Annotated in this window: 20 protein-coding genes and 1 pseudogene; 12 read left to right on the top strand and 9 right to left on the bottom strand. The window is 72.4% G+C overall.

The window, feature by feature from the left end; all coding sequences use genetic code 11:
• Positions 1–113 precede the first annotated feature (113 nt).
• Positions 114–1,079, bottom strand: a complete 966-nt coding sequence (locus ACFWEE_RS17475) for a hypothetical protein (RefSeq protein ID WP_386890012.1) — start codon at positions 1,077–1,079, stop codon at positions 114–116.
• A gap of 172 nt (positions 1,080–1,251) precedes the next feature.
• Positions 1,252–1,674 (bottom strand): MarR family winged helix-turn-helix transcriptional regulator, encoded by a 423-nt coding sequence (locus ACFWEE_RS17480; protein ID WP_386890014.1) that lies wholly within the window; start codon positions 1,672–1,674, stop codon positions 1,252–1,254.
• A 269-nt stretch (positions 1,675–1,943) separates the two neighbouring features.
• Here ACFWEE_RS17480 and eno point away from each other — a divergent pair, with 269 nt between their 5' ends.
• The gene (gene eno, locus ACFWEE_RS17485; RefSeq protein ID WP_386890015.1) at positions 1,944–3,221 is read left to right on the top strand and encodes a phosphopyruvate hydratase; all 1,278 of its coding nucleotides are present in this window, start codon (positions 1,944–1,946) and stop codon (positions 3,219–3,221) included.
• A 78-nt stretch (positions 3,222–3,299) separates the two neighbouring features.
• On the opposite strand, the gene ACFWEE_RS17490 is transcribed toward eno, so the two are convergent.
• A complete protein-coding gene (locus ACFWEE_RS17490; protein ID WP_386890016.1) occupies positions 3,300–4,967 on the bottom strand; it encodes an FAD-dependent monooxygenase in 1,668 nt (555 codons plus the stop codon).
• A gap of 211 nt (positions 4,968–5,178) precedes the next feature.
• Here ACFWEE_RS17490 and ACFWEE_RS17495 point away from each other — a divergent pair, with 211 nt between their 5' ends.
• Together ACFWEE_RS17495 and ACFWEE_RS17500 are read left to right on the top strand one after the other, a co-directional pair.
• Entirely contained in the window at positions 5,179–5,682 is a 504-nt protein-coding gene (locus tag ACFWEE_RS17495; RefSeq protein WP_386890018.1) for a Rieske (2Fe-2S) protein, read from the top strand.
• A gap of 154 nt (positions 5,683–5,836) precedes the next feature.
• Positions 5,837–6,307, top strand: a complete 471-nt coding sequence (locus ACFWEE_RS17500; RefSeq protein WP_386890020.1) for a pyridoxamine 5'-phosphate oxidase family protein — start codon at positions 5,837–5,839, stop codon at positions 6,305–6,307.
• Positions 6,308–6,343: 36 nt separating this feature from the next.
• On the opposite strand, the gene ACFWEE_RS17505 is transcribed toward ACFWEE_RS17500, so the two are convergent.
• Complete coding sequence (locus ACFWEE_RS17505; protein ID WP_386890022.1) at positions 6,344–7,675, bottom strand: aminotransferase class I/II-fold pyridoxal phosphate-dependent enzyme; 1,332 nt, start codon at positions 7,673–7,675, stop codon at positions 6,344–6,346.
• Positions 7,676–7,710: 35 nt separating this feature from the next.
• On the opposite strand from ACFWEE_RS17505, the gene ACFWEE_RS17510 reads away from it, so the two are divergent.
• A complete protein-coding gene (locus ACFWEE_RS17510) occupies positions 7,711–8,436 on the top strand; it encodes a pyridoxamine 5'-phosphate oxidase family protein (protein WP_386890024.1) in 726 nt (241 codons plus the stop codon).
• 172 nt (positions 8,437–8,608) lie between these two features.
• On the opposite strand, the gene ACFWEE_RS17515 is transcribed toward ACFWEE_RS17510, so the two are convergent.
• Both ACFWEE_RS17515 and ACFWEE_RS17520 read right to left on the bottom strand, forming a co-directional pair.
• The gene (locus ACFWEE_RS17515; RefSeq protein ID WP_386890026.1) at positions 8,609–9,310 is read right to left on the bottom strand and encodes a Clp protease N-terminal domain-containing protein; all 702 of its coding nucleotides are present in this window, start codon (positions 9,308–9,310) and stop codon (positions 8,609–8,611) included.
• A gap of 209 nt (positions 9,311–9,519) precedes the next feature.
• Positions 9,520–10,557, bottom strand: a complete 1,038-nt coding sequence (locus ACFWEE_RS17520; RefSeq protein ID WP_386890028.1) for a DMT family transporter — start codon at positions 10,555–10,557, stop codon at positions 9,520–9,522.
• 217 nt (positions 10,558–10,774) lie between these two features.
• Between ACFWEE_RS17520 and ACFWEE_RS17525 the strand changes: the two genes are divergently transcribed.
• From ACFWEE_RS17525 to ACFWEE_RS17545, 5 genes and pseudogenes are all read left to right on the top strand, one after another.
• Complete coding sequence (locus ACFWEE_RS17525) at positions 10,775–11,422, top strand: PadR family transcriptional regulator (RefSeq protein WP_386890029.1); 648 nt, start codon at positions 10,775–10,777, stop codon at positions 11,420–11,422.
• A gap of 139 nt (positions 11,423–11,561) precedes the next feature.
• A pseudogene (locus ACFWEE_RS17530) lies at positions 11,562–11,702 on the top strand (aminoglycoside phosphotransferase family protein); the annotation flags it as partial.
• A 200-nt stretch (positions 11,703–11,902) separates the two neighbouring features.
• A complete protein-coding gene (locus ACFWEE_RS17535) occupies positions 11,903–12,313 on the top strand; it encodes a RidA family protein (protein WP_386890031.1) in 411 nt (136 codons plus the stop codon).
• Between the two features lie 112 nt (positions 12,314–12,425).
• Entirely contained in the window at positions 12,426–12,848 is a 423-nt protein-coding gene (locus tag ACFWEE_RS17540; RefSeq protein ID WP_386890033.1) for a hypothetical protein, read from the top strand.
• Positions 12,849–12,873: 25 nt separating this feature from the next.
• Positions 12,874–13,689 carry a PhzF family phenazine biosynthesis protein gene (locus tag ACFWEE_RS17545; RefSeq protein ID WP_386890035.1) on the top strand — a complete coding sequence of 272 codons (816 nt, stop codon included), beginning with the start codon at positions 12,874–12,876 and terminating at the stop codon, positions 13,687–13,689.
• 242 nt (positions 13,690–13,931) lie between these two features.
• Here the strand turns inward: ACFWEE_RS17545 and ACFWEE_RS17550 are convergent, their stop codons facing one another.
• Complete coding sequence (locus ACFWEE_RS17550; RefSeq protein WP_386890037.1) at positions 13,932–14,762, bottom strand: CPBP family intramembrane glutamic endopeptidase; 831 nt, start codon at positions 14,760–14,762, stop codon at positions 13,932–13,934.
• A 131-nt stretch (positions 14,763–14,893) separates the two neighbouring features.
• On the opposite strand from ACFWEE_RS17550, the gene ACFWEE_RS17555 reads away from it, so the two are divergent.
• A complete protein-coding gene (locus tag ACFWEE_RS17555; RefSeq protein ID WP_386890039.1) occupies positions 14,894–16,687 on the top strand; it encodes a VWA domain-containing protein in 1,794 nt (597 codons plus the stop codon).
• 114 nt (positions 16,688–16,801) lie between these two features.
• Here ACFWEE_RS17555 and ACFWEE_RS17560 read toward each other — a convergent pair whose 3' ends face one another.
• Positions 16,802–18,307 (bottom strand): glutamate--cysteine ligase, encoded by a 1,506-nt coding sequence (locus ACFWEE_RS17560; RefSeq protein ID WP_386890041.1) that lies wholly within the window; start codon positions 18,305–18,307, stop codon positions 16,802–16,804.
• Positions 18,308–18,803: 496 nt separating this feature from the next.
• Between ACFWEE_RS17560 and ACFWEE_RS17565 the strand changes: the two genes are divergently transcribed.
• Positions 18,804–19,394: a hypothetical protein gene (locus tag ACFWEE_RS17565; protein WP_386890043.1), complete on the top strand. Its 591-nt coding sequence runs from the start codon at positions 18,804–18,806 to the stop codon at positions 19,392–19,394.
• Between the two features lie 315 nt (positions 19,395–19,709).
• Complete coding sequence (locus ACFWEE_RS17570) at positions 19,710–19,916, top strand: DUF5999 family protein (RefSeq protein ID WP_266702118.1); 207 nt, start codon at positions 19,710–19,712, stop codon at positions 19,914–19,916.
• A 133-nt stretch (positions 19,917–20,049) separates the two neighbouring features.
• Here the strand turns inward: ACFWEE_RS17570 and gcvP are convergent, their stop codons facing one another.
• Complete coding sequence (gene gcvP, locus ACFWEE_RS17575) at positions 20,050–22,935, bottom strand: aminomethyl-transferring glycine dehydrogenase (RefSeq protein ID WP_386890045.1); 2,886 nt, start codon at positions 22,933–22,935, stop codon at positions 20,050–20,052.
• Positions 22,936–23,051 lie beyond the last annotated feature (116 nt).

Below are 23,051 nucleotides of genomic sequence, written 5' to 3' on the forward strand. Positions count from 1 at the left end.
CCCGGACGGGCCGTCGGCGTGCAGAGCCATCGCGTTCCACGGGCCCCGGGTCCAGGTGGACCTCAGGCCCGGATGCGGCTCAGGCCCGGATGGGAGTCAGGCCCGGATGAGAGTCAGGTCCGGGTGGGCCTCAAGCAGACGCCCGCGGACGCCTCCGGGAAGGTCGCGCCGTCCGCGTACGGGTCGAACTCCTTCCCGCCCTTCACCTTGGCCCGCTCCTTGTAGAAGAGCGGGTGGATGAACCCGTCATCCGGGCCAGGACAGGCGGTGTTGGCGATCACGTGGCCGGCGGGTCCCAGCAGAAGCTTCCCCTCCCGCACCGTCGCGGTGAGCCGGCGCCGTACGACCACCCTGGCCGCCTCCGGCCGGCCGGGGACAACCTCCCAGCCGTCCTCGGGTTTTGTGACCGCGTAGACGAAGGTGTAGTCGGCGTGCACCAGGAGGCCCCCGCCCGGTGCGGCCTCGTAGGTCATCGAGCCCTGGTCCCTGACACCCCCGAGGACAAGGACCTCCTCGGGGTCGAAGCGGGTGAACGCCTCCAGCGGGCTGCGACCCTCCGTGGGGTGGGCGACCGCGGTTTCGAGTCCGGTCCGGGCCGGGTCGTCGGGCGCGAGAAGCGCGAGGGCCTTCTCGGGGACCTCTCCGAGCAGGACCTCGTCGGAGACGTTGGTCTCCCTCAGGAAGTCACGTACGACACCGAGGCCGGACGTGACCTGTTCCTCGCCGAGCCCGTCGACGGGGTGGACCGGGGGAAGCGGCATGCCCCAGTCCTCGTCCGCCTTGTCCCATCCGGACGCGGGAGAGCCCCGGAAGGGCGAGGAAGTGGTGGCGGGCCAGGAATCGGGCCACAGTGCCTCGTTGAGGGCCCCCGCCGCGAACGGCTCCTCGGCGGGCCGTTCACCGGAGGTGACGTCGACCAGCCAGAACGTGAATCCACCGGCCAGGACAACCCCCGCTCCTGCCCAAATCCCTATCGTGCGGCGCCGTTTACGACGGTCCTGCCGCAACCGCTCCTCGCGGGCCGGGTCGTTCCGCTCGGCCTTCAGCCGGGCCGTGAACTCGTCGGCGTCGATCGACATGCTGTTCCCCTCCCCCGGGCCGCAGCCACTGCGGCCCGGGGGAGATCCTGCCACGCGCGGACCGGGGCCCCGCGCCACGCCAACCGTGTTCACCAGGAGGCCGGTTGCCGTCTGCGGCACGGTCCGCGGACTCAGGAGGACGCTCACCGGCCGAGGGAGTCGCGATCACCTCTCAGTGCGCCGCGAGGCGCTCCACCAGCCCGATCCCGCGCGCCAGCAACTCCCGCTCTTCCTCGCTCAGTTCCGCCTCGATGGCCCGCGCGAGCCAGTCGGCCCTGCGCTCCCGCTCCTCCTCCAGGAGGGCACGCCCCGCGTCCGACAGGTCGACCAGGCTCTTGCGGCCGTCGGTCGGGTGAGCGCTGCGCGTGATCAGCCCCTGCTCCATGAGCAGTCCGACGGCCCGCGCCATGGACTGCGGACGCACCCGCTGACCGGTCGCGAGCTCGCTGGTCGTCATGGCGCCGTTACGGTCCAGCTCGCCGAGCACGGCCACCTGACCGAGCGGCATCTGGTCTTCGAGCTTCACGCGCCTGGTGAGCTTCCCCATCGCTGTGCGCAGTTCGGCAGCGACGGCGGCGGATTCCGGGAGGGGCATACCGCACTTTATCGCAGACGGTGAAGGCCGATCCGCACGGCGGCACCCCGCAGCACGACTGCCCAGCACGACTGCCCAGCGGGACGGCACGGCAGAACCGCACGGCACAGCCGCCCAACAGAACTGCACAGCGCGACTGCCCAGCAGAACTGATCAGCACAACTGCACAGCGCAACTGCACAGCATTGCTGTAGAGTCCTGCTCGCCGGGTTCAGCGCCACCGTCGTCGCAGCAGGACCCGGCGTGGACCAACGGGAAGGACTCCTCCCATGACCGCCATCGCTTCCGTCACGGGCCGCCGGGTACTCGACAGCAGGGGCAACCCCACCGTCGAGGTGGACGTGGAACTGGCAGACGGCTCACTCGGCCGGGCCGCAGTGCCCTCCGGCGCCTCCACCGGGGCCCGCGAGGCCGTCGAACTCCGCGACGGCGACCCGGCCCGCTGGCACGGCAAGGGCGTCGACCGTGCGGTGCACCACGTCAACACGGAGCTAGCCGCCGCCGTCATCGGCCGCGACGCAGAGGACCAGGCCGGCCTCGACGCCGCCCTCGTCGCCACGGACGGCACCGCCACCAAGGCCCGGCTCGGGGCGAACGCCATCCTCGGCATCTCCCTGGCCAACGCCAAGGCCGCGGCGACCGCCCACCGTCTGCCGCTGTACCGGTACCTCGGCGGGTCCGACGCCCGACTGCTGCCCGTCCCGATGATGAACATCGTCAACGGAGGCGCGCACGCGGACAATCCCCTGGACTTCCAGGAGTTCATGATCGTCCCGGTCGGCGCCGCCACGTTCGCCGAAGCCGTCCGGATGGGCTCGGAGGTCTTCCACACCCTGCGCCGCGACCTGCTCGCCGCCGGGCACTCCACGGGCGTGGGCGACGAGGGCGGATTCGCGCCGTCCCTGCGTACGGCCGAGGAGGCTCTGGACTTCGTGGTGGCCGCCGTCGAGCGCACCGGGTACCGCCCGGGTACGGACATCGCCCTGGCCATGGACCCGGCCTCGTCCGAGTTCTTCCGCGGCGGCGTCTACGACTACGCCGGGGAGGGCGTACGGCGATCACCGGCCGAAAACGCCGACTACCTCGCCGAGTTGATCGACGCCTACCCCATCGTCTCGATCGAGGACCCGATGGCCGAGGACGATCCGGAGGGCTGGCGGGACCTCACCGCGCGCGTCGGGTCGCGCTGCCAACTCACCGGGGACGACGTGTTCTGCACCAACGAGATCCTGCTGCGCGAGGGCATCGCCTCCGGCATCGCCAACTCGGTTCTGGTGAAGGTCAATCAGATCGGCACTCTGACGGAGACGCTGGCCGCGGTCGACACCGCGCACCGCGCGGGCTACACCGTCGTCATCTCGCACCGGTCGGGCGAGACCGAGGACACCACGATCGCGGACCTGGCGGTGGCGACGGGCTGCGGGCAGATCAAGACGGGGTCGCTGTCCCGCTCCGACCGCACCGCCAAGTACAACCGACTCATCCGTATCGAGGAGGAGTTGGGCGGCAGCGCACGGTACGCGGGCGCGCGGGCGCTCCGCCGGTAGGCCGCACGGCCACGCACGCCCGGCACCCGGCACCCGGCACCCGGCCACCCACGCCGGGCGGACGGCGGCCTCCCGGCCTCAGACCCGCAGCACCCGGGAGAGGTAGGCGGACAACTCCGGTACGGCGTCCGGCCCGAGGCGCAGGGCGAGGTACCCGTCCGGGCGGACGAGGAAGCCGGTGGGCCCATCGGGGCGGTAGATGCGGCGGAACTCCGCCCCGCCGTCGCTCCAAACGGGGACCCTGGTGTTCCCGTCCGCCCGCCCGCCGGAGCCGAGTACCGCGACGATGGGCACCCGGCGATGCGTACGCCGGGAGACCTCGGCGACCGCTCCGCCGAACCGGTCCAGCGCGGCGGCGTCCGGTCCGTACAGCACCAGGGTGTGGTCCGGACCGCGCCGCAGCAGGTCGAACAGCCGCACCGGGTACGTCGCGAGGGGGCCGACGAGCCCTCCGCAGTCCGGTGCACGGTCACCGGAGTCGGGGGCGCCGCTCACCCCGAAGAGCGCTCCGGTGAGCGGGCCGTCCCGGTAGCCGACGAGGAGTTGGGCCTCGCGCATCATGATGTGGGCCGGATCGTCGGAGCCGGTCCGCACGCCGCCGCCGGTGGCGTGCGCTACGGTGCGGCCGACGACCTCCTCCCCCACCGGTCTGCGCTCGGCGTCGTAACTCTCCAACAGCGCCGGGGCGTTGAGCCCCGACGTCGCCAGGGCCAGCTTCCAGGCGAGGTTGACCGCGTCCTGGATGCCGGTGTTCATGCCCTGGGCACCGGTCGGCGGGTGGATGTGCGCGGCGTCACCGGCGACGAACACCCGGCCCTCGCCGTACCGGTCGACGATGCGGTGGCTGATGCGGAACACGGACGACCAGCGCATCTCCGAGACGGTGGCCGGTTCGGGTGCGAGCCGGTCCACGACGGCCTGGATGTCGGCGAGTCCGGGGCGCGGCCCCTCCTGCGCCCCGTGGGCGACGCGGCCCGGCGGGCCGGCCGCCGTGGAGAGTCCGGGCGGCACCAGCATCGACATCCGGTAGCGCGAGCGGCCCGGCAGCGGGATGCAGACGAGCAGGTCGTCGGGGATGCCGTCGTCGCCCAGGTGGGTCGAGCGGACGCTGTACCCCGGGGGCATGCTCCAGTCGGTATCCACGTCCGCCAGCATGTACTCCTCGGCGAGCGCACCGCCCTCGAAGGTGAGCCCGAGCCCCTTGCGGACCGCGCTGTGGGCCCCGTCGCACCCGACGAGGTAGCGGGACCTGATGTCCCGGGTCGCGCCGGACGCCGTCAGGACGGTGCTCCACACACCGCCGTCGTCCTGGACGAAGGTGACCAGTTCGGTGCCGCGCTCGACTCGCGTGCCGTGCCGTTCCAGGTGTTCGGTGAGGATCCGTTCGGTCTGGTACTGCGGCAGCGACGCGAACGTGTACGGCACGTCCGGTGGCAGTTCCAGGTCGATACGGCTCCGCTCCTCGCCGTTGACGTAGGCGAGCTGGCCGCGCATCGGGACGGCGGCGTCGAGGGCGTCGTCGATCACCCCCGCGCGGTGCCACAGCTCGAAGGTCCTCGGCTGGATTCCCACCGCCTTCGCGTGCGGAACCGGGGCCTGGAGTCTGTCGATCACCCGGCACGCGACGCCTCGGCGGCGCAGCTCCAGTGCGGCGGTCAGCCCGACCGGCCCCGCGCCCACGATCAGTACATCGGTGCGCACCACGGTCTCTCCCGTCCCACGAAGGCCCCCGGGGTCCGTTCCCATCGTCGCCCCGCCCTCGCGGCCGGGCGACTCGTGGACCGTCGCGGCGCAGCGGTGCGGGGTACGTGGGAACGGGCGGGGAGCGCGGCGCGGGCTCGGGCCCGGCGGGCCGGACCCGGGCCGAACCTGTGAGTGTCGGCCTCCCAGGAACGCGGGTCCTGGCCGGTACGTTCCCGTGGTCCAGCCCGCAGTACGACGAAGGGAATCCCCCGGCATGAGCACGACGCAGGAACACGCACCCCAGGAACCCGGAACGCCGGAACGCGGACCGCAGGGGCGAGGGCTCCGGCCCGGGAGACGTGCCGTGGTGGTCGCGGTGGGCGCGGCCGGGGCGGTGGCGGCTCTCAGCGCGTGCGGAGCGTCCGGCACGTCGGACGAGACGGACGGCTCCGGCGCTTCCGGCGGCTCCGGCGCTTCCGGCGCGAAGAGCGGCACGGTTCTCGGCAGCACCGGTGATGTCCCCGAGGGCGGCGGCAAGGTGTTCGCGGATCAGGGTGTCGTGGTGACCCAGCCGACCGCCGGGCAGTTCAAGGCCTTCTCCGCCACCTGTACCCACCAGGGCTGTGCCGTGAGCGGGGTGACCGACGGCGCGATCACCTGCCCCTGCCACCAGTCCACCTTCGATCCGGCGACGGGCGAGCCGACCGGCGGTCCGGCGACCGTCGCCCTGCCCGCGAAGCGGATCACGGTCGCGGACGGATCGATCACGCTGGCCTGAGAAGAGCCCGGGAGCGGCCGAGAATGCCTCCCGAGAAATCCTGAAGGAGTCTCCCGAGAAGGGCCGGTCCCCGGCATTGCGCGGCGGCGCCGGGGACCCGATGATCCTGGGATCGGACGATCCCGCTGGGACGACGGGAAGGTGAGGATGCCCCATGGCCGCCGCTCAACGACGAGGCCGCCGCATCATGATGACCGACGAGGAGCGCGACGCCTACCTGAGGGAGCAGCGCACCTGCCGGGTGGCCACCGTCGGTGCGGACGGTCAACCGCACGTCGGGGCACTGTGGTTCGTGTGGGACGGCACCTCGATCTGGCTCCACTCGCTGACCCGCAGCCTGCGTTGGGAGCACCTGCTCCACAATTCCCGGGTGGCGGTGGTCGTCGACGACGGTGACGCGTACGGGGAGTTGCGCGGCGTGGAGCTGCGGGGCAGGGCCGTTCCGGTGGGCGAGGCGCCGCGCACGGGCGAGCCGTGCCCGGAACTCGCCTCCGTGGAAAGCCTGTTCCCGATGAAGTACTTCGGGATCGACGCCATGCCGCACGACGGCCGGCACGCCTGGCTGCGGATCACCCCGAAGGCCGTCGTCTCCTGGGACTTCCGCAAGCTGGCGGGCCTCGGCTGACCGCCGCCGGACCGCGGCCCGGTCCCGTCGGGCCGCTCAGCCGTAGCTGATCGGCCGGGCGGGGCCGGCCGCCGCCGCGACCGCGTCGGCGAGCGGGCCGATCTCGGCCGGGGTCAGCGGCGACACGGTGATACGCACCCCCTGCGGGGAGTTCGTCCGGAACCTCGCGCCGGGCGCGACCGCCCATCCGGCGTGCAGCAGCCGGGTGACGGCTCCGGTTTCGTCGCTGACCGGCACCCAGACATTCATCCCGGTGCGGCCGTACGCGACCACGCCCCGATCGGCGAGCGCCGCGACGAGCGCCGAGCGACGTTCCCCGTACGACCGGGCGACCACAGGTGTGTCGACGGCGCCCGTGCTCCAGAGATGGACCACGGCACGCTGAAGCAGTCTGCTCACCCACCCGGGCCCGAGCCGCTGCCGCCCCGCCACCCGGTCCGCGGTGATCGGGTCGCCGGTGAGCGCCGCGACCCGCAGGTCCGGCCCGTACGCCTTGGACACCGACCGGACGACCGCCCAGTGGCGGGTCGTTCCGGCCAGGGAGTGGAGCGGCACGTCGACGAAGGCGTGTCCGTGGTCGTCCTCCAGGAGCAGGACGTCGGGGTGCGCGGCGAGCAGCGCGCGCAGCTCCCGTGCCCGCCGCTCGCCGATCGCGGCACCGGTCGGGTTCTGCGCGCGAGCGGTGACGACGAGGGCGCGGACGCCCGCCCGCAGGGCCCGTTCCACGGCGGCGGGTACGGGTCCGTCCTCGTCGACCCCGATGGGTACGGCGCGCAGTCCGATCGCGGGGACCAGGTCCAACAGGCTCCCCCAGCCCGGGTCTTCGAGTCCGACGGCATCCCCGGTCTTGAGGTGGGCCGCCAGTACCCGCTCGATCGCGTCCAGCGAGCCGGAGGTGACGACGATCTCACCCTCGGGGACGCCGTCGGCGGCGAAGGCCGCGCGCGCGAGGGCAGCGAACTCGGGCAGCACCGGCAACTCGCCGTACAAGCCCGGGTTTTCACCGTGCGTCCTGACCGCCTCCCCGAGGGCGTCGGCCAGTTCGGGCAGCAGGGCGGGGTCCGGGTTCCCCTTGCTCACGTCCCGCACCCCCGGGGGCGCCTCGACGCGCAGCGAGCCGCGCGCGGTGGTGGCGGGGCGCGGGCGCACCCGGCTGCCCCGGCGGCCGTCCGTCTCGATGACCCCGCGTTCGCGCAGGGTGCGGTAGGCGGCGGCGACCGTATTGGGATTGACCTCCAGTCGCGCCGCCAACTCCCGCATGGGAGGCAGAAGTTGTCCGGGCGCGAGCTCACCCGAGCCCACCCCTCGCTCCACGCTCGCGGCAATATCCGCCGCACGCCCGCCTGTGATCATGTACTCTCCTAGCACAAACAACATTATGCACTAGTGCAATGGAGGACGCAATGTCGGAGACCGTCGCGCCCGTCGACCCCCAGGCCGCGGAGGAGGCCACAGAGGCCGCCCGGGCCGAGGACCGCGTCCCCTACGCGGCGACCGGGCGCACCATCCCCACCCGCTCCAAGGAGCGGGCCTCCTACGATCCCGAGGTCGTGCACCCGATACTCGACAGCTCGTACCTCTGCCACCTCGGCTTCGTCCGCGACGGCGCCCCGGTGGTGCTGCCGACGCTGTACGCCCGGGTCGGCCGGCGGCTGTACATCCATGGCTCGACCGGTTCACGGCCGCTGCGGATGGCGAACACCGCGGACCCCGGTCTGCCGGTCTGCCTGACCGTCACCCAGGTCGACGGGCTGGTCCTGGCGCGCTCCGCCTTCCACCACTCGATCAACTACCGCTCGGTGGTGGCACACGGCATCGCCCGCACCGTGACCGACCCGGAGGAGCGGCGGACGGCGCTCGACGCCATCGTGGACCAGGTCGTCGCGGGCCGGTCCCAGGACTCGCGGCCGGCCGACGCCAAGGAGCTCGCCGCCACTGCGGTGATCCGGCTGGACCTGGAGGAGGTCTCCGCGAAGCTCCGCACCGGCGGGCCCAACGACGCACCCGAGGACCTCGCACTGCCGTACTGGGCGGGCGTGGTACCGGTCGCCCGGACGTACGGCGAACCGGTCCCGTCCGACGACCTCGACCCGTCGATCCCCCTCCCGGAGTACCTCGCGGCGCGCTGAGCCGTGCGCGGGAACGTCCGCGCGGAGCCGCATACGCGGAGCCGCCCGGGCGAAGCCGTGCGCCCCGAGCCGTACGTCCGGAGCCGAACACCCCGAGCCGAACCCCGGCGCGGCTCCGGGCGCGCACCCCCACGACGGGCGGCAACAGCACCGGCGGCGCCGCCCGTTCGCCCTACTCCTCGCGCTCGGCGGACCGACGGGCGATCCCGCTCCGCACCGACGCGCGCAGCTCGTCCTGGGTGAAGCCGAGGTCGCGCAGGATGCGCGCCGCCGGGCTGCCCTCGACGCGGATCAGGCCGAGCAACGTGTGTTCCGTACCGACCCAGTCGTTGCCGAGCTCGGCCGACGCGCGGATCGCCTGCTCGATGGCCTCCTTGCCCTCCGGCCGGAAGGCGATGTGCCCACGCTGCGTCTTCTCCCCGACCGGCGGGATCACCGCGTCGATCGCCTCGCGGACGCGCTGCTCCGACCCGGCTTTCGCCGTCAGCACCTCATGGGCCAGGCCCCGCGGCTCGCCGAGCAGCCCGAGCAGGATGTGTTCGGTGCCGATGAACTCGTGCTTGTACGTACGGGCGGCCTCCTGAGCCAGCACGATGCTGTGCCGGTTCAGATGGGTGTACCGCTCGAACGGGTTGGGGGCGTGGCGCTGCTGGGCGGCCTGCTTGGTCACCCCGATGGCGGCACCGATCTCGGTCCACGACGCGCCGCGCTGCTTGGCCTTGCCGACGTAGTGGTCGATGAGCTGCTCACCGAGGTCGGAGAGGGTCTGCGCACGGAGGTGCGCCTCGCTGATACGGGCCAGGGGGTCGACGTCGGGGAGTTCCTGGTCGAGACGGGCGATCAGGTCGGCGAGGCTGATGTTGAGTGGCGTCATGCGTCAAGCGTAGATTGACGCCCTTCGACCGTCAATCCGTAATTGACGATCACCCGGGTGCATCGGAACGAGCCACGGAAGAAGAGCGCACCCCGTGACGGCGAACGGCCCCACGGCCGCCGTACGACAGGCACGGCCCATGACGACGAACGGCCCCACAGGCGCCGCACGACGGACACGGCGAATGACGGCGAACGGCCCCACGGCCGTCAGGCGGACGCCGCCCCGCCGGTGCGCATGCGGTCGACACCCTCTCCCGCCGCGCCCCGCGCACCGGGGTCGACCGGCCCCGAGGCCACCGGCCCCGACGGGGCCTTCGGGGCCGAGGACTGCGCGATGTAGGCACCGGCCAGTACGACGAGTCCGCCGACCAGCTGAGGCCCGGACAGGTGCTCGCCGAGCAGCACCCACGCGAGCACGGTCGCCACCACCGCCTCCAGACACGCGACGACCCCGGCGACCTGCGGGGAGAGCAGCCGCACGGAGACCACTCCGGTCAGGTAGGCGAGCACGGTCGCCAGCAGCACGACCCAGGCCAGCAGGAGCCAGGCCGGAACCCCGTGGCCGTTCATCCGGGTGGTGGAGCCGAGCACCGACCAGTCCATGCCCCAGGGGCGGGCGGCCAGGGTGAGCAGCACCGTACCGACCAGCAGCCCGTACGCGATGACCCCCACGGGATGCGGCGGCTCGCGACGCTCTCCGCCGCCCTCCTGACCGGCGACGGGCGCACCCGGGTCCGACAGGACGAAGTAGCCGACCTGGCAGCAGGCCGCCCCGAGGGCGAGCAGCAGGCCGAGGGGGTCGAAACGCAGCCCGGACCAGACCTCGACGACACAGGCGAGCCCGGCCGCCGCGAGCAGCACCCCGAGGGCGGCGGCACGGGTGACCGGCCGGCGCCGCACGAACCGGACCCAGCCCAGCACGAGGGCGGGCGCGAGGTACTCGACGAGGAGGGCCACGCCCACCGGGATACGGGAGAGGGCGGCGAAGTAGCAGGCCTGGACCCCCGCGACGGCGAACAGCCCGAAGCCGGCCAGCAGCGCGGGCCGCTCCCTCAGCAGGTTCCGGTGCCGCCAGGCTGCGGGGGACAGCACGAGCGCCGCGCCCGCCACCCTGAGCCACACCACGTGCAGCGGATCGAGACCCGCCTCGATGAGCGGCTTCGCCGCCACCCCCGAGCCACCGAACGCGAACGCCGAGGCCAGGGCGAGTCCCAGACCGGCGCTTCTCCCCTGAGACGCCTGCATCGGCACATCATGTCAGGCGCATTCGCCCCGGTCACCCCTGTCGCCTCCCCTTTCCGGGACGACCGCCGGGCCCTTCGCCGCCGGAACGGGCCACGGGTGCTCCGGACGGGCCGCGGACGCCGATCCGCGCACATCCTTGCCGAGCGATAGTTTCCGATATATCGTTGAAGCATCGGTACGAACGTACTGGTCATCCGAACAACGGAAGGAGCGCGTCATGCGTTCACACGGATTCGACAACGAGCGCGGCCGAGGCGGTCGCGGACAGGGCGGCCCCGGGCGTCCGGGTCGCGGAGACTTCGACGGCCGGCGCGCCGCCTTCGGCCCCTTCGGGCCGCAGTTCGGCAGCGGCCCCTTCGGCGGAGGACCGTTCGGCGGGGGCCCCTTCGGCGGCGGCCGGGGAGGACGGGGCGGCGGCCGGGGGCGGGCGCGGCGCGGTGACGTACGCGCCTCGATCCTGGCGCTGCTCAAGGACCGCCCGATGCACGGTTACGAAATGATCCAGGAGATCGGCGAGCGCAGCGGTGGGGCCTGGCGGCCCAGCCCCGGTTCGGTCTACCCGACGCTCCAGCTGCTGGAGGACGAGGGCCTGATCGTCAGCGCGAGCGAGGGCGGCAAGAAGCTGTTCACGCTCACCGAGGCCGGGAGCGCCGAGGCCGATTCCGGCCCCGACGCGCCGTGGGAGGACGCCGGACGAGGTGTCGACTGGGAGAGCGTGAACGAGATCCGGCAGGCCGGGTTCGGCCTCATGGAGGCGTTCGGCCAGGTCTGGAAGACCGGTTCCGCCGACCAGCGCCAGAAGGCGCTCGCCGTCATCAACGACGCCAAGAAGAAGCTCTACCTCATCCTGGCCGACGAGAACTGAGGCCGTGCGTACGAGGACGGCCGAGTTCAGGGCCCCGCGACAGTCCCACCCGGTGTGAGCGGTGGTCGCGGGGCCCTTTTCCGTCGTCCCGCCCGCACGACCGGTCGTGACCTGCCCGCGGCGGCAGGGAGCGGTCTGGTCGGGATCCACGGCCACCGACGCGGGGTCCCTCCTCGCCCTGGCCAGGGCGCTCGACGTGCCCGTACCGTCCATGGTTCCCGATGAACTCGCAGGCCTCCTGGTGCGGTTGGTCGTCGGCCCGCACCATGCGCTGCTGCACGCCGTCGGCAGTCTCAGCTCCGCTCTCGCCGGTCGCCTGCTCGAACGCCGGCCGAAGCTGCGTCCGCTGCCCACGCAGGACGCCCGCCCCTGGTGAGGAGACCGCTCCCCAGGAGTTCGCGGAGACGACCGGGGCCGATGGCGAGCCTCAGGACGAAAACCCGGTGCACGACACCGGCCGGATTCGCCAGACTCTCGCGCATGACGCCCGAGATCACTCGCATCAATCCCGAACAGCTCCATCCGACCCCGGGTTATCACCACATCACGGTCGTGGAAGCGGGCCGGACGGCGTTCCTGGCGGGGCAATGCCCTCTCGACCGTTCCGGCGCGCTGGTCGGGCCGGGTGACATCGACGCACAGATCGACCAGGTGGCCGCCAACGCCCTCGCGGCCCTGAGCGCGGTCGGCGCCCGGCCGGACCACGTCGTCCGTTCGGTGATCTACGTGGTCAGTACCGATGGCGGGGCCCTGGGCGCGGCCTGGCGACGCCTGGTCGGTTCGTCGATCGGACCTGCGTTCACCACCGCGAGCACGCTGCTCGGAGTCGTACAGCTCGGCTTTGCCGGGCAGTTGGTCGAGGTCGATCTCACGGCGGCGCTGCCCACGTGAGCGAACGGCGGCGGACGGAGGCCCGATCCACGCGGTCCGAGCGGACCCGTCGGCGCCAACTGATGGATGCAGCAAGGGGAGCGGCCGGGCGGTGCCGCGTATCCTCGGCCCCGTGCCACGCAAATCCGGAAGCTCTCGCCGCCTGGTCGCCGACGGGCGCACGTACCTCTGGTGGCAGCGCCACGGCCACCGCAGGGACGAGCACGGCCGGCCGTTCGACTGCCGCCAGGTCCTCACGCTCTCCCCTCAGCCGTCCGGCACCGGCGGGCCCCTGCGCATCGTCTTCGCGAGTGGGCCCGACCGGTACGTGCCCGGCGGGTTTCCCCTGGGTTCCGGGGACGTGGGAGCGGTCCGGGGCAGCTCGCTGAATCTGCACGAGCCGGGCGCGGTCCGCTCGCTGCTCGACGCGGCGAGGGCTCACGGGTGGCGGCCGGACGAGCGGGGGCCGGTGGAGATCGACGGCTGGCTCCTGCTGGACGCCGCAGCCGCCGCGCGGGCGACGCGCGCCGAGGAGGCGGGCGGGGCGAGCCCCTGAGAACCGTCCTCGGTACGGTCGCCCCATGAGAATTCGTATCGTCGACGCGTTCACCGACCAGCCCTTCGCCGGCAATCCCGCCGGTGTCGTCCTGCTGGACACCGAGGCCTTCCCCGAAGCGGGCACGCTTCAGCGGATCGCCGCCGAGGTCAATCTCTCGGAGACGGCCTTCGCCCATCCCCTGCCGCCGGGCGGAGACGCCGACTGGGCGCTGCGCTGGTTCACCCCCACGACGGAGGTCGACATGTGCGGGCACGCCACGCTGGCCACCGCGCACGTGCTGCACACGACGGGGACGGCATCGGGCGCCGTACGGTTCGCCACCCGGTCCGGGGTGCTCACCACCGTCGCCCGTCCCGGCGCCGCCTACACGATGGACTTCCCCACCTCCTCCCTCACGCCCGAGCCTGAGCCGGAGGGTCTGGCCCGGGCACTGGGCGCCGAGCCCGTCGTGGTCCTGGCGACCGCCGAGCACATCGGTGATCTGCTGGTCGAGCTCGACGACGAGGCGACGGTACGCGGGCTGACGCCCGACCTCGCGGCCCTCGTGCGGTGTTCGCGGCGCGGTGTGATCGTCACCGCTGCCGCCGAGGACCCCACTCTGGGGTACGACTTCGTCTCCCGGGGCTTCTTCCCCCGGGTCGGCGTCGACGAGGACCCGGTGACGGGCAGCGCTCACACCGCGCTCGCCCCGTTCTGGTCGGCCCGGTTCGGCCGTGACGCGCTGACCGGTCTCCAGGGCTCCGCCCGGACCGGGCTGGTCCGCACCGAACTGCGCGGGGACCGGACGCTGCTCACGGGCAGCGCCGTGACCGTCATCGACGGAGAACTCCTCGCCTGACGGACGGCTGAGCCGAGCGGACGGCTTGAGCGGTACGCGGCAGCGTGCGCCGGGACGGGCGGCACGCACGAGGCAGCGCTCCGGCGTGGACGACCGGCCCGGAACGCCGGCCCGGAACGGCCCGGCGAGGGATCCCGCCGCATCACCCGCAAAAGCCCCCGCCGTCCGGGACACGATGCTCTCCGACCCCACCCGCACCGCCCGTTGCGCCCGCGACCGAAGCCCGGCCGCGGCGCGGTGCCTCAGGGCGTGGGCAGCCAGTCCACCTTCCCGGCGAGCAGCGCGTACCCGACGAAGGCCCCGATGTCGAGGAGCGCGTGCGCGGCCACCAGCGGGCCGACCCGGCCCCAGCGCCGGTAGAGCAGGACGAAGACGACGCCCATCACCATGTTGCCGAGGAAGCCGCCGATCCCCTGGTACAGGTGGTAGGAACCGCGCAGCACCGAACTGCCCAGCAGCGCGGCCCGGGGCGTCCACCCCAGCTGGTCGAGCCTGCGCAGCAGGTAGCCGACCACGATGACCTCCTCCAGCACGGCGTTCTGCAGTGCTGAGAGGATGAGTACGGGGAACTTCCACCACACCTCGGGGAGCGACTCGGGCACCACCGTGAGGTTGAAGCCGGTGGCCCGCGCCACGAGGTAGAAGGCGAGTCCGGCGCTGCCGATGCAGGCCGCCACCGCGACGCCGCGCCGCAGATCGGAGCCGGGCCGGGTGCGGTCGAAGCCGATGGTCCGCAGGCTCGCGCCCTCCCGGATCAGCAGGTGCGCCACCAGCGCGACGGGTACCAGAGCCGTTGCGATCCCAAACGTTTGCCATGCCAGATCGAGCCATGGACGTCCCGGCGCGTACGAGCCGTTGAGGGTGGCCGCCTGGTCCTTCAAACCCCCTGGTTTCGTCAGTGATCCGACAAAACTGATGAGTGCGGAGACCCCGCTCGCGCCCAACGACAGCGCGAGGACCAACACCGTCTCGGACCGCAAAGTCCTTCGGGAAAGCGACTCTTGGGGACAAGAATCAGCCACACGCCCCACCTCCACCGGTACACCGCCTTTAGTTCTGCAATCGCGTCCCATGCCACCCGCCGCACCGCTAGGGTCTCGAAAGCAAGTACGAAGATCATGCGCGACAGGCCGGGGGACGAGCACCATCACCGATGGTGTGGTCCCCCTTTCCTTGTTTCATTCTCAAGGAGGGCACCACCGACATGGGACGTCACAGCTTGCCCGACCGCTCCGCGGCGGACAGACCCGGGGCGGCGTCGACACCGCCCCGCCGCCGCGCGATCGCCGTCACCGGCGCACTCGCGGTCGCGGTCGCGGCCGGGACGGCGGTGGTCGCGCGCGGCGGCCTGATCCCGTTCTCCGAGCCGTGCGGGAGCGACGCGGTCCGGCTCACCGTGGCCGCCTCGCCCGACATCGCCCCCGCCGTGCGCGCCGTCGCCGACCGGGCGCGCGAGGACGAGGTGCGTACGGACGGCCGCTGCATGGACGTCCGGGTGGTGGCCGCCGACTCGTACAAGGTCGCCAACACCGTGGCGGCCGGCGGCAAGGCCCCGTACCAGGTCTGGCTTCCGGACTCGGACCTCTGGCTGGACCGGGCGAAGGGGGCCGGGGACGGCATCCCGCTCACGCCCGGCGATTCGGTGGCCACCTCCCCGGTGGGGTTCGCGGTGGTGCCGTCCGCGGCGAAGGCCCTGGGCTGGCCGGACAAGCAGCTCGGCTGGGCCGAACTGGTCGCCGCCGCCCTGGGGTCGGACGGTGCCGTACGGCTCGGGGCGGCCGATCCGGCCCGCAGCGCCACCGGGCTGCTGGCGCTCGCGGCCATCGGCGCGGCCTCCGCGGACCAGGGCGGCGACAGCGACACCCGGGCCGCGCAGACCGCGAAGCTCCTCTCCGAGCGGATGTCGCGGAGCGACCCGCAGGCGGCCGGGACACTCGCGCACGACGATGTGGCCGCCGAGCGGAACGACGTAAAGCGGAACCAGGCGCTGATCCTGTCGGAGCAGGCGGCCTTCACGCACAACGAGAAGGCCGGAGCGGGCGGCAAGGTCGACCTCTTCTACCCGAAGGACGGGGCTCCGCAGCTCAACTACCCGTACACGCTGGTGGACGAGACGGCGATGAGCGTGGAGCAGAGCCGGACCGCGCTGCGCCTTATGACGCTGCTCCGCGAGAGCGGGGCGGGCGGGCCCGGCGCCGTCCTGCCCGCCCACGGGTTCCGGTCCCCCGACGGCGACGCGGAGGCGCGGGTCGTCCGGGCGGCGGGCGGCGAGGACCCGCAGCCGTACGCCGGGGCTCCCGCGACCGCGCCCACCGCCGCCGAGCTCCAGGAGGTGCTCGGCATGTGGACCATCACGGTGCAGAGCGCCCGGCTCTCCACGGTGGTCGACGCCTCGGGCTCGATGGCGACCCCGGTCCCAGGCAGCGGCGAGTCGCGGATGGAGGTGACGAAGGAGTCGCTGCTGCGGGCGCTGAGCCAGTTCACGGACGACGACGAGATCGGCCTGTGGGAGTTCGCCACCACGCTCGACGGCGAGAAGGACTACCGCGAGCTGACCCCGACGCGCCGTCTCGGCGACCGCACCGCGAACGGCACCACCCATCGGAAGGAACTCGCCGCGGCGTTCGACGAGTTGGAGCCCGTGCCGAACGGCGCCACCGGGCTCTACGACACCACGCTCGCCGCGTACCGGGCGGCGGTGGCGAGCTGGGTGCCGGGCAAGTTCAACGCCCTGGTGATCCTGACGGACGGCTCCGACCAGGACGACCACGGCATCTCGCGCACCGGCCTGGTCCAGCAGCTCAGGGCGCTCGCGGACCCGGAGCGCCCGGTGCCGATCCTCGCCATCGCCGTGGGTCCGGACGCGGACCGCGAGGAGGTCGCGGAGATCGCGAAGGTGACGGGCGGCGGCGGTTACGAGGTGAGCGACCCCGCCGAGATCCAGTCGGTCATCCTGCAGGCCATCATGACGGCCAGTCAGGCCGGCGTCCCGGAGTAGACGGCGGCGGTCCACCCGGCCGCGGCACGGGGCGTCCGCACCGGCCCGCCCGGCAGGCGTACGACCCGCGCGGGCACGGGGCGGCGGACTTCCCCGACCGCCGCGCGCCCGCGCTCACGGCTTGGGGAAGCCGACGGGCCAGGTGTGCACCGGTTCGCCGCTGCGCGCCAGCTCGCCGTACCTGCGGGTGGTGGCCGCGAGAGCGGCTTCCCGTCCCAGGCCCGCCTCCTGCGCCCGGTGGTAGGTGTCGACCTGCCAGGAGGCTCCGTTGGTACGGCGGCGGCACCGCTCCTCGATGATGCCGAGGTACCGGTCGCGGTCGGCGGGCTCGATGTTCCACGCGTCGAGCCCGGCGGACGCGAGGGGCAGCAGTTCGTCCCGTACGAGCTTGACGGCGGGAACCTTCGCGACGCCGCCGGACCGGCCGGGGCGCGGCCAGAGCAGTTCGGCCTCGATGCCGTACCGGCAGGCGTTGTCGAAGTTCTCCTCGGCGGCCTCGAAGGAGAGCTTGCTCCACACCGGGCGGGGTTCGTCGGCGAGCGCGCGCACCAGCCCGTAGTAGAAGGCGGCGTTGGCGAGCACGTCGGCGACGGTCGGGCCGGCGGGCAGCACCCGGTTCTCCACCCGCAGGTGGGGCGCCCCGTCCGCGACTCCGTAGACGGGCCGGTTCCAGCGGTAGATCGTCCCGTTGTGCAGGACGAGTTCGGCCAGTGTCGGTACGCCCCCTTCGTCGAGCACCCGCAGCGGGTCCTCGTCGGAGAGGATCGGCAGCAGCGGCGGGAAGAAGCGGACGTTCTCCTCGAAGAGTTCGTGCGCCGAACCGATCCAGCGTTCCCCGAACCAGGTCCGCGGGCGCACTCCCTGGTTCCGCAGTTCGGGCGGCCGTACGTCCGTGGCCTGCTGGAACAGTGGCGGCCTCGATTCGCGCATCAGTTCCTTGCCGAACAGGAACGGCGCGTTCGCGCCGAGCGCGATCTGCACCCCGGCGACCGCCTGCGCCGCGTTCCACACGTCGGGGAACCGCGCGGGGGTGACCTGGAGGTGCAACTGCACGGAGGTGCAGGCCGATTCGGGGGCGATCGACGGGGACGCGCACACGAGGTGCTCGACGCCCTCGATGTCGATCGCGAAATCCTCGCCCCGCGCGGCGACCATCTCGTCGTTGAGAAGGGTGTAGCGGTCCACGTCCGAGAGGTTGCCGAAGACCAGGTCGTCCGGTCCCAGCGTGGGAAGAATTCCGATCATGACAATGCCCGCGTCGACCTCGGCGGCCTTGCGATGGGCATAGGCAAGACCCGTGCGCAGCTCTTCCGCCAGCTGATCGAAAACCCGGCCGCTCAGCCGGTGCGGAACGATGTTCACCTCAAGGTTGAACATCCCGAGTTCCGTCTGGAAATCACGGCTGGCGATCCGCTGGAGCACCTCGGCATTCATCATCCGGGGCGTGCCGTCCGAGGCGGCGAGATTCAGCTCGATCTCCAGCCCCATGAAATTTCGGGGACGGTCGAACCTCCGCTCCTCCAGCAGCCTCTCCAGCCCTTCCAGACACCGGGTCAGCTTGCGCCGGTACGCCGGGCGGTCGGACAGGTCAAAGGCGTGCGCCACGACCTTCTCCCCCATCGAAGAGTCCCTCCATCAGTGGCGGCCCGCGGCCAGGTCGCTCGCATCTCGATCGATAATGCCCCGCAGAGGTGATCCATAACGCCTGCGGAAGCGTCCGGCACCGGATAGGCTGGGGCCGCTCGGTCATCAGGCACATTCCGGAGGCATGCGGCGGGCGGCTCATTCTGACCCGCGTTCCCTTCGCACAGGTGGCGGAAACACCGATCTTTTTGAGCCGACCGCGAAATGTGAAAGCCCGCAGGCGGAAGCTGGGGCACCCATCGCGAATCACCAGAAACTCCGCATTTCAAAGACGCAAAAGGTCCTTGCACGTCATATGACCGACAGCTAGTGGAAACACCGGGCGAACACTTGTCATATAAACTCCGCTGACGAGGCCGATTGTCGATGCGTCCAGCCGTCGACCAGCCTCCTTCTGACGTCCCGCACGCCGACAGCGCCGTCTGCACCCACCCACGCATCACCGTGTCTCCGAAGCGAGAGGCGACCCACCATGCCGCTGCATGTTCCCCCGGCCCCCGCGCCCGCACTGCGCAGCGTTCTCACGGCACTCGGTTCTCCCACCGCGGTCCGCGAAGCCCACACCCCCGCTCTGCGCTCCGTCCAGGGACCGCTGAGCCCCGAACTCCCCCTGCCCGTACACGTTCTCGACCGGTCGGCCGCGGACGCACCCGCGCCGGCGACCAGACTCACCGGCTGGCGGTTCCTGATCCGCGCCGAGTCGGGTGTCGTCGCCGCCGCCGACACCGTCCTCACCGCGGACGGCTGGGCCTTCTCGCACTTCTTCGAGGGCCCCTATCTCGCTTCGACCGAACGCGCCCTGCGCCAGGCCGAGTCGACGGCGACGCTCCACCAGCCGAGGCTGCTCTCCGTACCCGAGCTCTACATGCTCACCCTCTGGCTGCACGGTGACACCGGAGCCGACCCGGCCTCCGGCACGGTCGCGCCCAACGACATCCTCGTTCCCCTCGCGCCCGCACCGACCGGGATCGCCGCCCACCGGCCCTACCGGGCCGCCGATCTGCTCCCGGTGCTCTCCCTGCGCATCGCGCCCCGCCCGGGGCCCCTCGTCGGCTCGGCCTGACCCGCCGCTCCCGCAGGCCCGTCCCCGCCTCGCGCGGGGGCGGGCCTTCGCACGTCCGCCCGCTCGGCGCACACCCCGGCGAGACGCGCCCATGGCCCACTCGGACTACCCCGGACCCCCCGAAGAGGCGGGGGTCGCGCGGTGAGCCGTCCGCGCGGGTGACACCACGGCGGAGCGTGAAACGAGCTGAGCCGAAATCCCTGCGGAACGCGGCGCGTGGCGCAACACTGAGACCGACCGGCCTGTACCAAAGGGCCGTTCGGCACTCACCCGCACACCCCGCGTCCACCACTCGACACAGCGAAAGAACCCTCCATGTGCCAGCATCAACCCCCCTGCCCCACCGCCGAATCAGCCGCCCGGGAGGCCGCCCGGCTCGTGGCACACCACCCCGAGCAGGGCTGGAGCCTGCTCTGCAACGGCGTGCTGCTCTTCGAGGACACCGGCGAACTCCTCCCGGACGGACAGATCATCGCCCCGCACCGCCCGCTGGCCACCGGCCGCGTGGTGAAGGCCGCCTGAGAAGGCCGGCCGAGAGCCGTCCGAGGACCCGTGGGCCCCGGCGGTACGGACAGGGGCCGGCCCGGAGAGATCTCCGAACCGGCCCCGACGCATGTCCGCGTGTGCCCGGGCGCTCGTACGCCCGCTGTGCCCGTCAGTGGTCGTACTCGTCCAGCGGCGGGCAGGAGCAGACCAGGTTGCGGTCGCCGAAGGCGCCGTCGATGCGGCGCACCGGCGGCCAGTACTTGTCGGCGGCCGAGACGCCGGCCGGGAAGACGGCGACCTCACGGCTGTAGGAGTGGTTCCACTCCCCTCCGAGCGCGTTCGCGGTGTGCGGGGCGTTGGCGAGCGGGTTGTCGTCCGCGCTCCACTCCCCCGAGGCCACCTTCTCGATCTCGCCGCGAATCGCGATCATCGCGTCGCAGAACCGGTCGATCTCGGCGAGGTCCTCGCTCTCGGTCGGCTCGATCATCAGGGTTCCGGCGACCGGGAACGACATGGTCGGCGAGTGGAAGCCGTAGTCGATCAGCCGCTTGGCGACGTCGTCGATGCTGACGCCCGTCTCCTTCGAGATCGACCGCAGGTCGACGATGCACTCGTGCGCGACCAGGCCGGCCGGGCCGGTGTACAGGATCGGGAAGTGCGGCTCCAGCCGCTTGGCGATGTAGTTCGCCGCGAGCACCGCCACCTGCGTGGCGCGCTTGAGCCCCTCGCCGCCCATCAGCCGGACGTACGCCCAGGAGATCGGCAGGATGCCGGCCGAGCCCCAGGGAGCGGCCGAGATCGGGCCGACGCCCGTCTCCGGACCGGCGGAGGGCTGGAGCGGGTGATTGGGCAGGTACGGCGCGAGGTGCGCGCGCACGCCCACCGGGCCGACGCCGGGGCCGCCGCCGCCGTGCGGGATGCAGAAGGTCTTGTGCAGGTTCAGGTGCGAGACGTCGCCGCCGAACTTGCCGGGGCGCGCGAGGCCGACCAGCGCGTTGAGGTTGGCTCCGTCGACGTAGACCTGACCGCCCGCGTCGTGCACCTCGCCGCAGATGGCGGCGACGTGCTCCTCGAAGACACCGTGCGTGGACGGGTACGTGATCATGAGCACGGCAAGCTCGTCGCGGTGCTTCTCGATCTTGGCGCGCAGGTCCTCTATGTCGACCTCGCCGTCGTCCGCGGTCTTCACCACGACGACCTTCATCCCGGCCATCACGGCGCTGGCCGCGTTGGTGCCGTGCGCGGAGGACGGGATGAGGCAGACGGTGCGCTGGTCGTCGCCGTTGGCACGGTGGTAGGCGCGGACCGCCAGCAGACCGGCGAACTCGCCCTGCGAACCGGCGTTGGGCTGGATCGACACCGCGTCGTAACCGGTGACCTCGGCGAGGCGCTCCTCCAGCTCGCGGATGAGGGTGAGGAAGCCCTCCGCCTGCTCGGCCGGGGCGAAGGGGTGCAGCGCACCGAACTCGGGCCAGGTGATCGGCTCCATCTCGGTGGTCGCGTTCAGCTTCATGGTGCAGGAGCCGAGCGGGATCATTCCGCGGTCGAGCGCGTAGTCGCGGTCGGCGAGCCGCCGCAGGTAGCGCAGCATCGCCGTCTCCGAGCGGTGCTGGTGGAAGACCGGGTGGGTGAGGAAGTCGTCGGTGCGCACCAGCTGCTCGGGGAGCGCGTCACCGGCGGTGGCGTCCAGCGCCTCGACGTCGCCCCGCGCGCCGAAGGCGGCCCAGACGGATTCGAGGTGGGCGCGGGTGGTCGTCTCGTCGCAGGCGACGGAGACCAGGTCGGCGTCGACCAGCCGCAGGTTGACCCCGCGGGCGCGGGCGTCGGCGACGACCTCGGCGGCCTTGCCGGGCACCCGCACGGTCAGCGTGTCGAAGAAGGAGTCGTGCAGGACCTCGGCGCCGGCGGCCCGCAGACCGTCGGCGAGGATCGCCGCGTAGCGGTGGGTGCGCCGGGCGATCGTCCGCAGCCCGTCGGGGCCGTGGTAGACGGCGTACATGCCGGCCATCACGGCGAGCAGGACCTGCGCGGTGCAGATGTTGCTGGTGGCCTTCTCGCGGCGGATGTGCTGCTCGCGGGTCTGGAGGGCCAGGCGGTAGGCCTTGTCGCCGTCCGCGTCCACCGACACACCGACCAGACGGCCGGGGAGCGAGCGGGCGAACTTCTCGCGTACGGCCATGAAGCCGGCGTGCGGTCCACCGAAGCCCATCGGGACACCGAAGCGCTGGGTGGTGCCGACGGCGATGTCCGCGCCGAGGTCGCCGGGCGAGGTGAGCAGGGTGAGGGCCAGCAGGTCGGCGGCGACGGTGACGACGGCGCCGAGCTCGTGGGCGCGCTCGATCACGGGGCCGATGTTCCGTACCGCCCCGGAGGCGCCCGGGTACTGGAGCAGCAGGCCGAAGACGCCGCGCTCGGCGATGTCCGCCGGGATGCCGTCGGTGAGGTCGGCGACGACGACCTCGACGCCCGTCGGCTCGGCGCGGGTCTCGATGACCGCGATCGTCTGGGGCAGGGTGTCGGCGTCGACGAGGAAGACCCCGCCCTTGACCTTGCCGACCCGCCGCGCGAGCGCCATGGCCTCGGCGGCGGCTGTGCCCTCGTCGAGCAGCGAGGCGCCCGAGGTGGGGAGGCCGGTGAGCTCGGCGACCATGGTCTGGAAGTTGAGCAGGGCCTCCAGCCGGCCCTGCGAGATCTCCGGCTGGTAGGGCGTGTACGCCGTGTACCAGGCGGGGTTCTCCAGGACGTTGCGGAGGATGACCGGGGGCGTGAAGGTGCCGTAGTAGCCGAGCCCGATCATCGGGGCGACCACCTGGTTGCGGTCGGCGAGCGCGCGCAGCTCCGCCAGTACCTCGGCCTCGGTGCGCGCCGACGGCAGGTTCAGCGCCTCGGCGCTCTTGATCACGTCGGGCACCGCGGCGGCGGTGAGCTCGTCGAGCGAGCCGTATCCGACCTGCGCGAGCATCTTCGCCCGGGCCTCACCGTCCGGCCCGATGTGGCGCTGTTCGAAGGGGATGCCCTGCTCCAGCTGGGAGAGCGGGGTGCGGCGGGGGGTCATGATGGAGGCCTCCTGGTCTGACACGACCTGCGAGGGGCACCGCGGCGCGGCTGCCCGTACGGCCTCCCCCTCTGTCATCTCGACCTGAGAGCTTCACCGGCGCGCCCTGGGGCGTA

It is taken from the genome of Streptomyces sp. NPDC060184 (assembly GCF_042728795.1).
GTDB lineage: Bacteria > Actinomycetota > Actinomycetes > Streptomycetales > Streptomycetaceae > Streptomyces.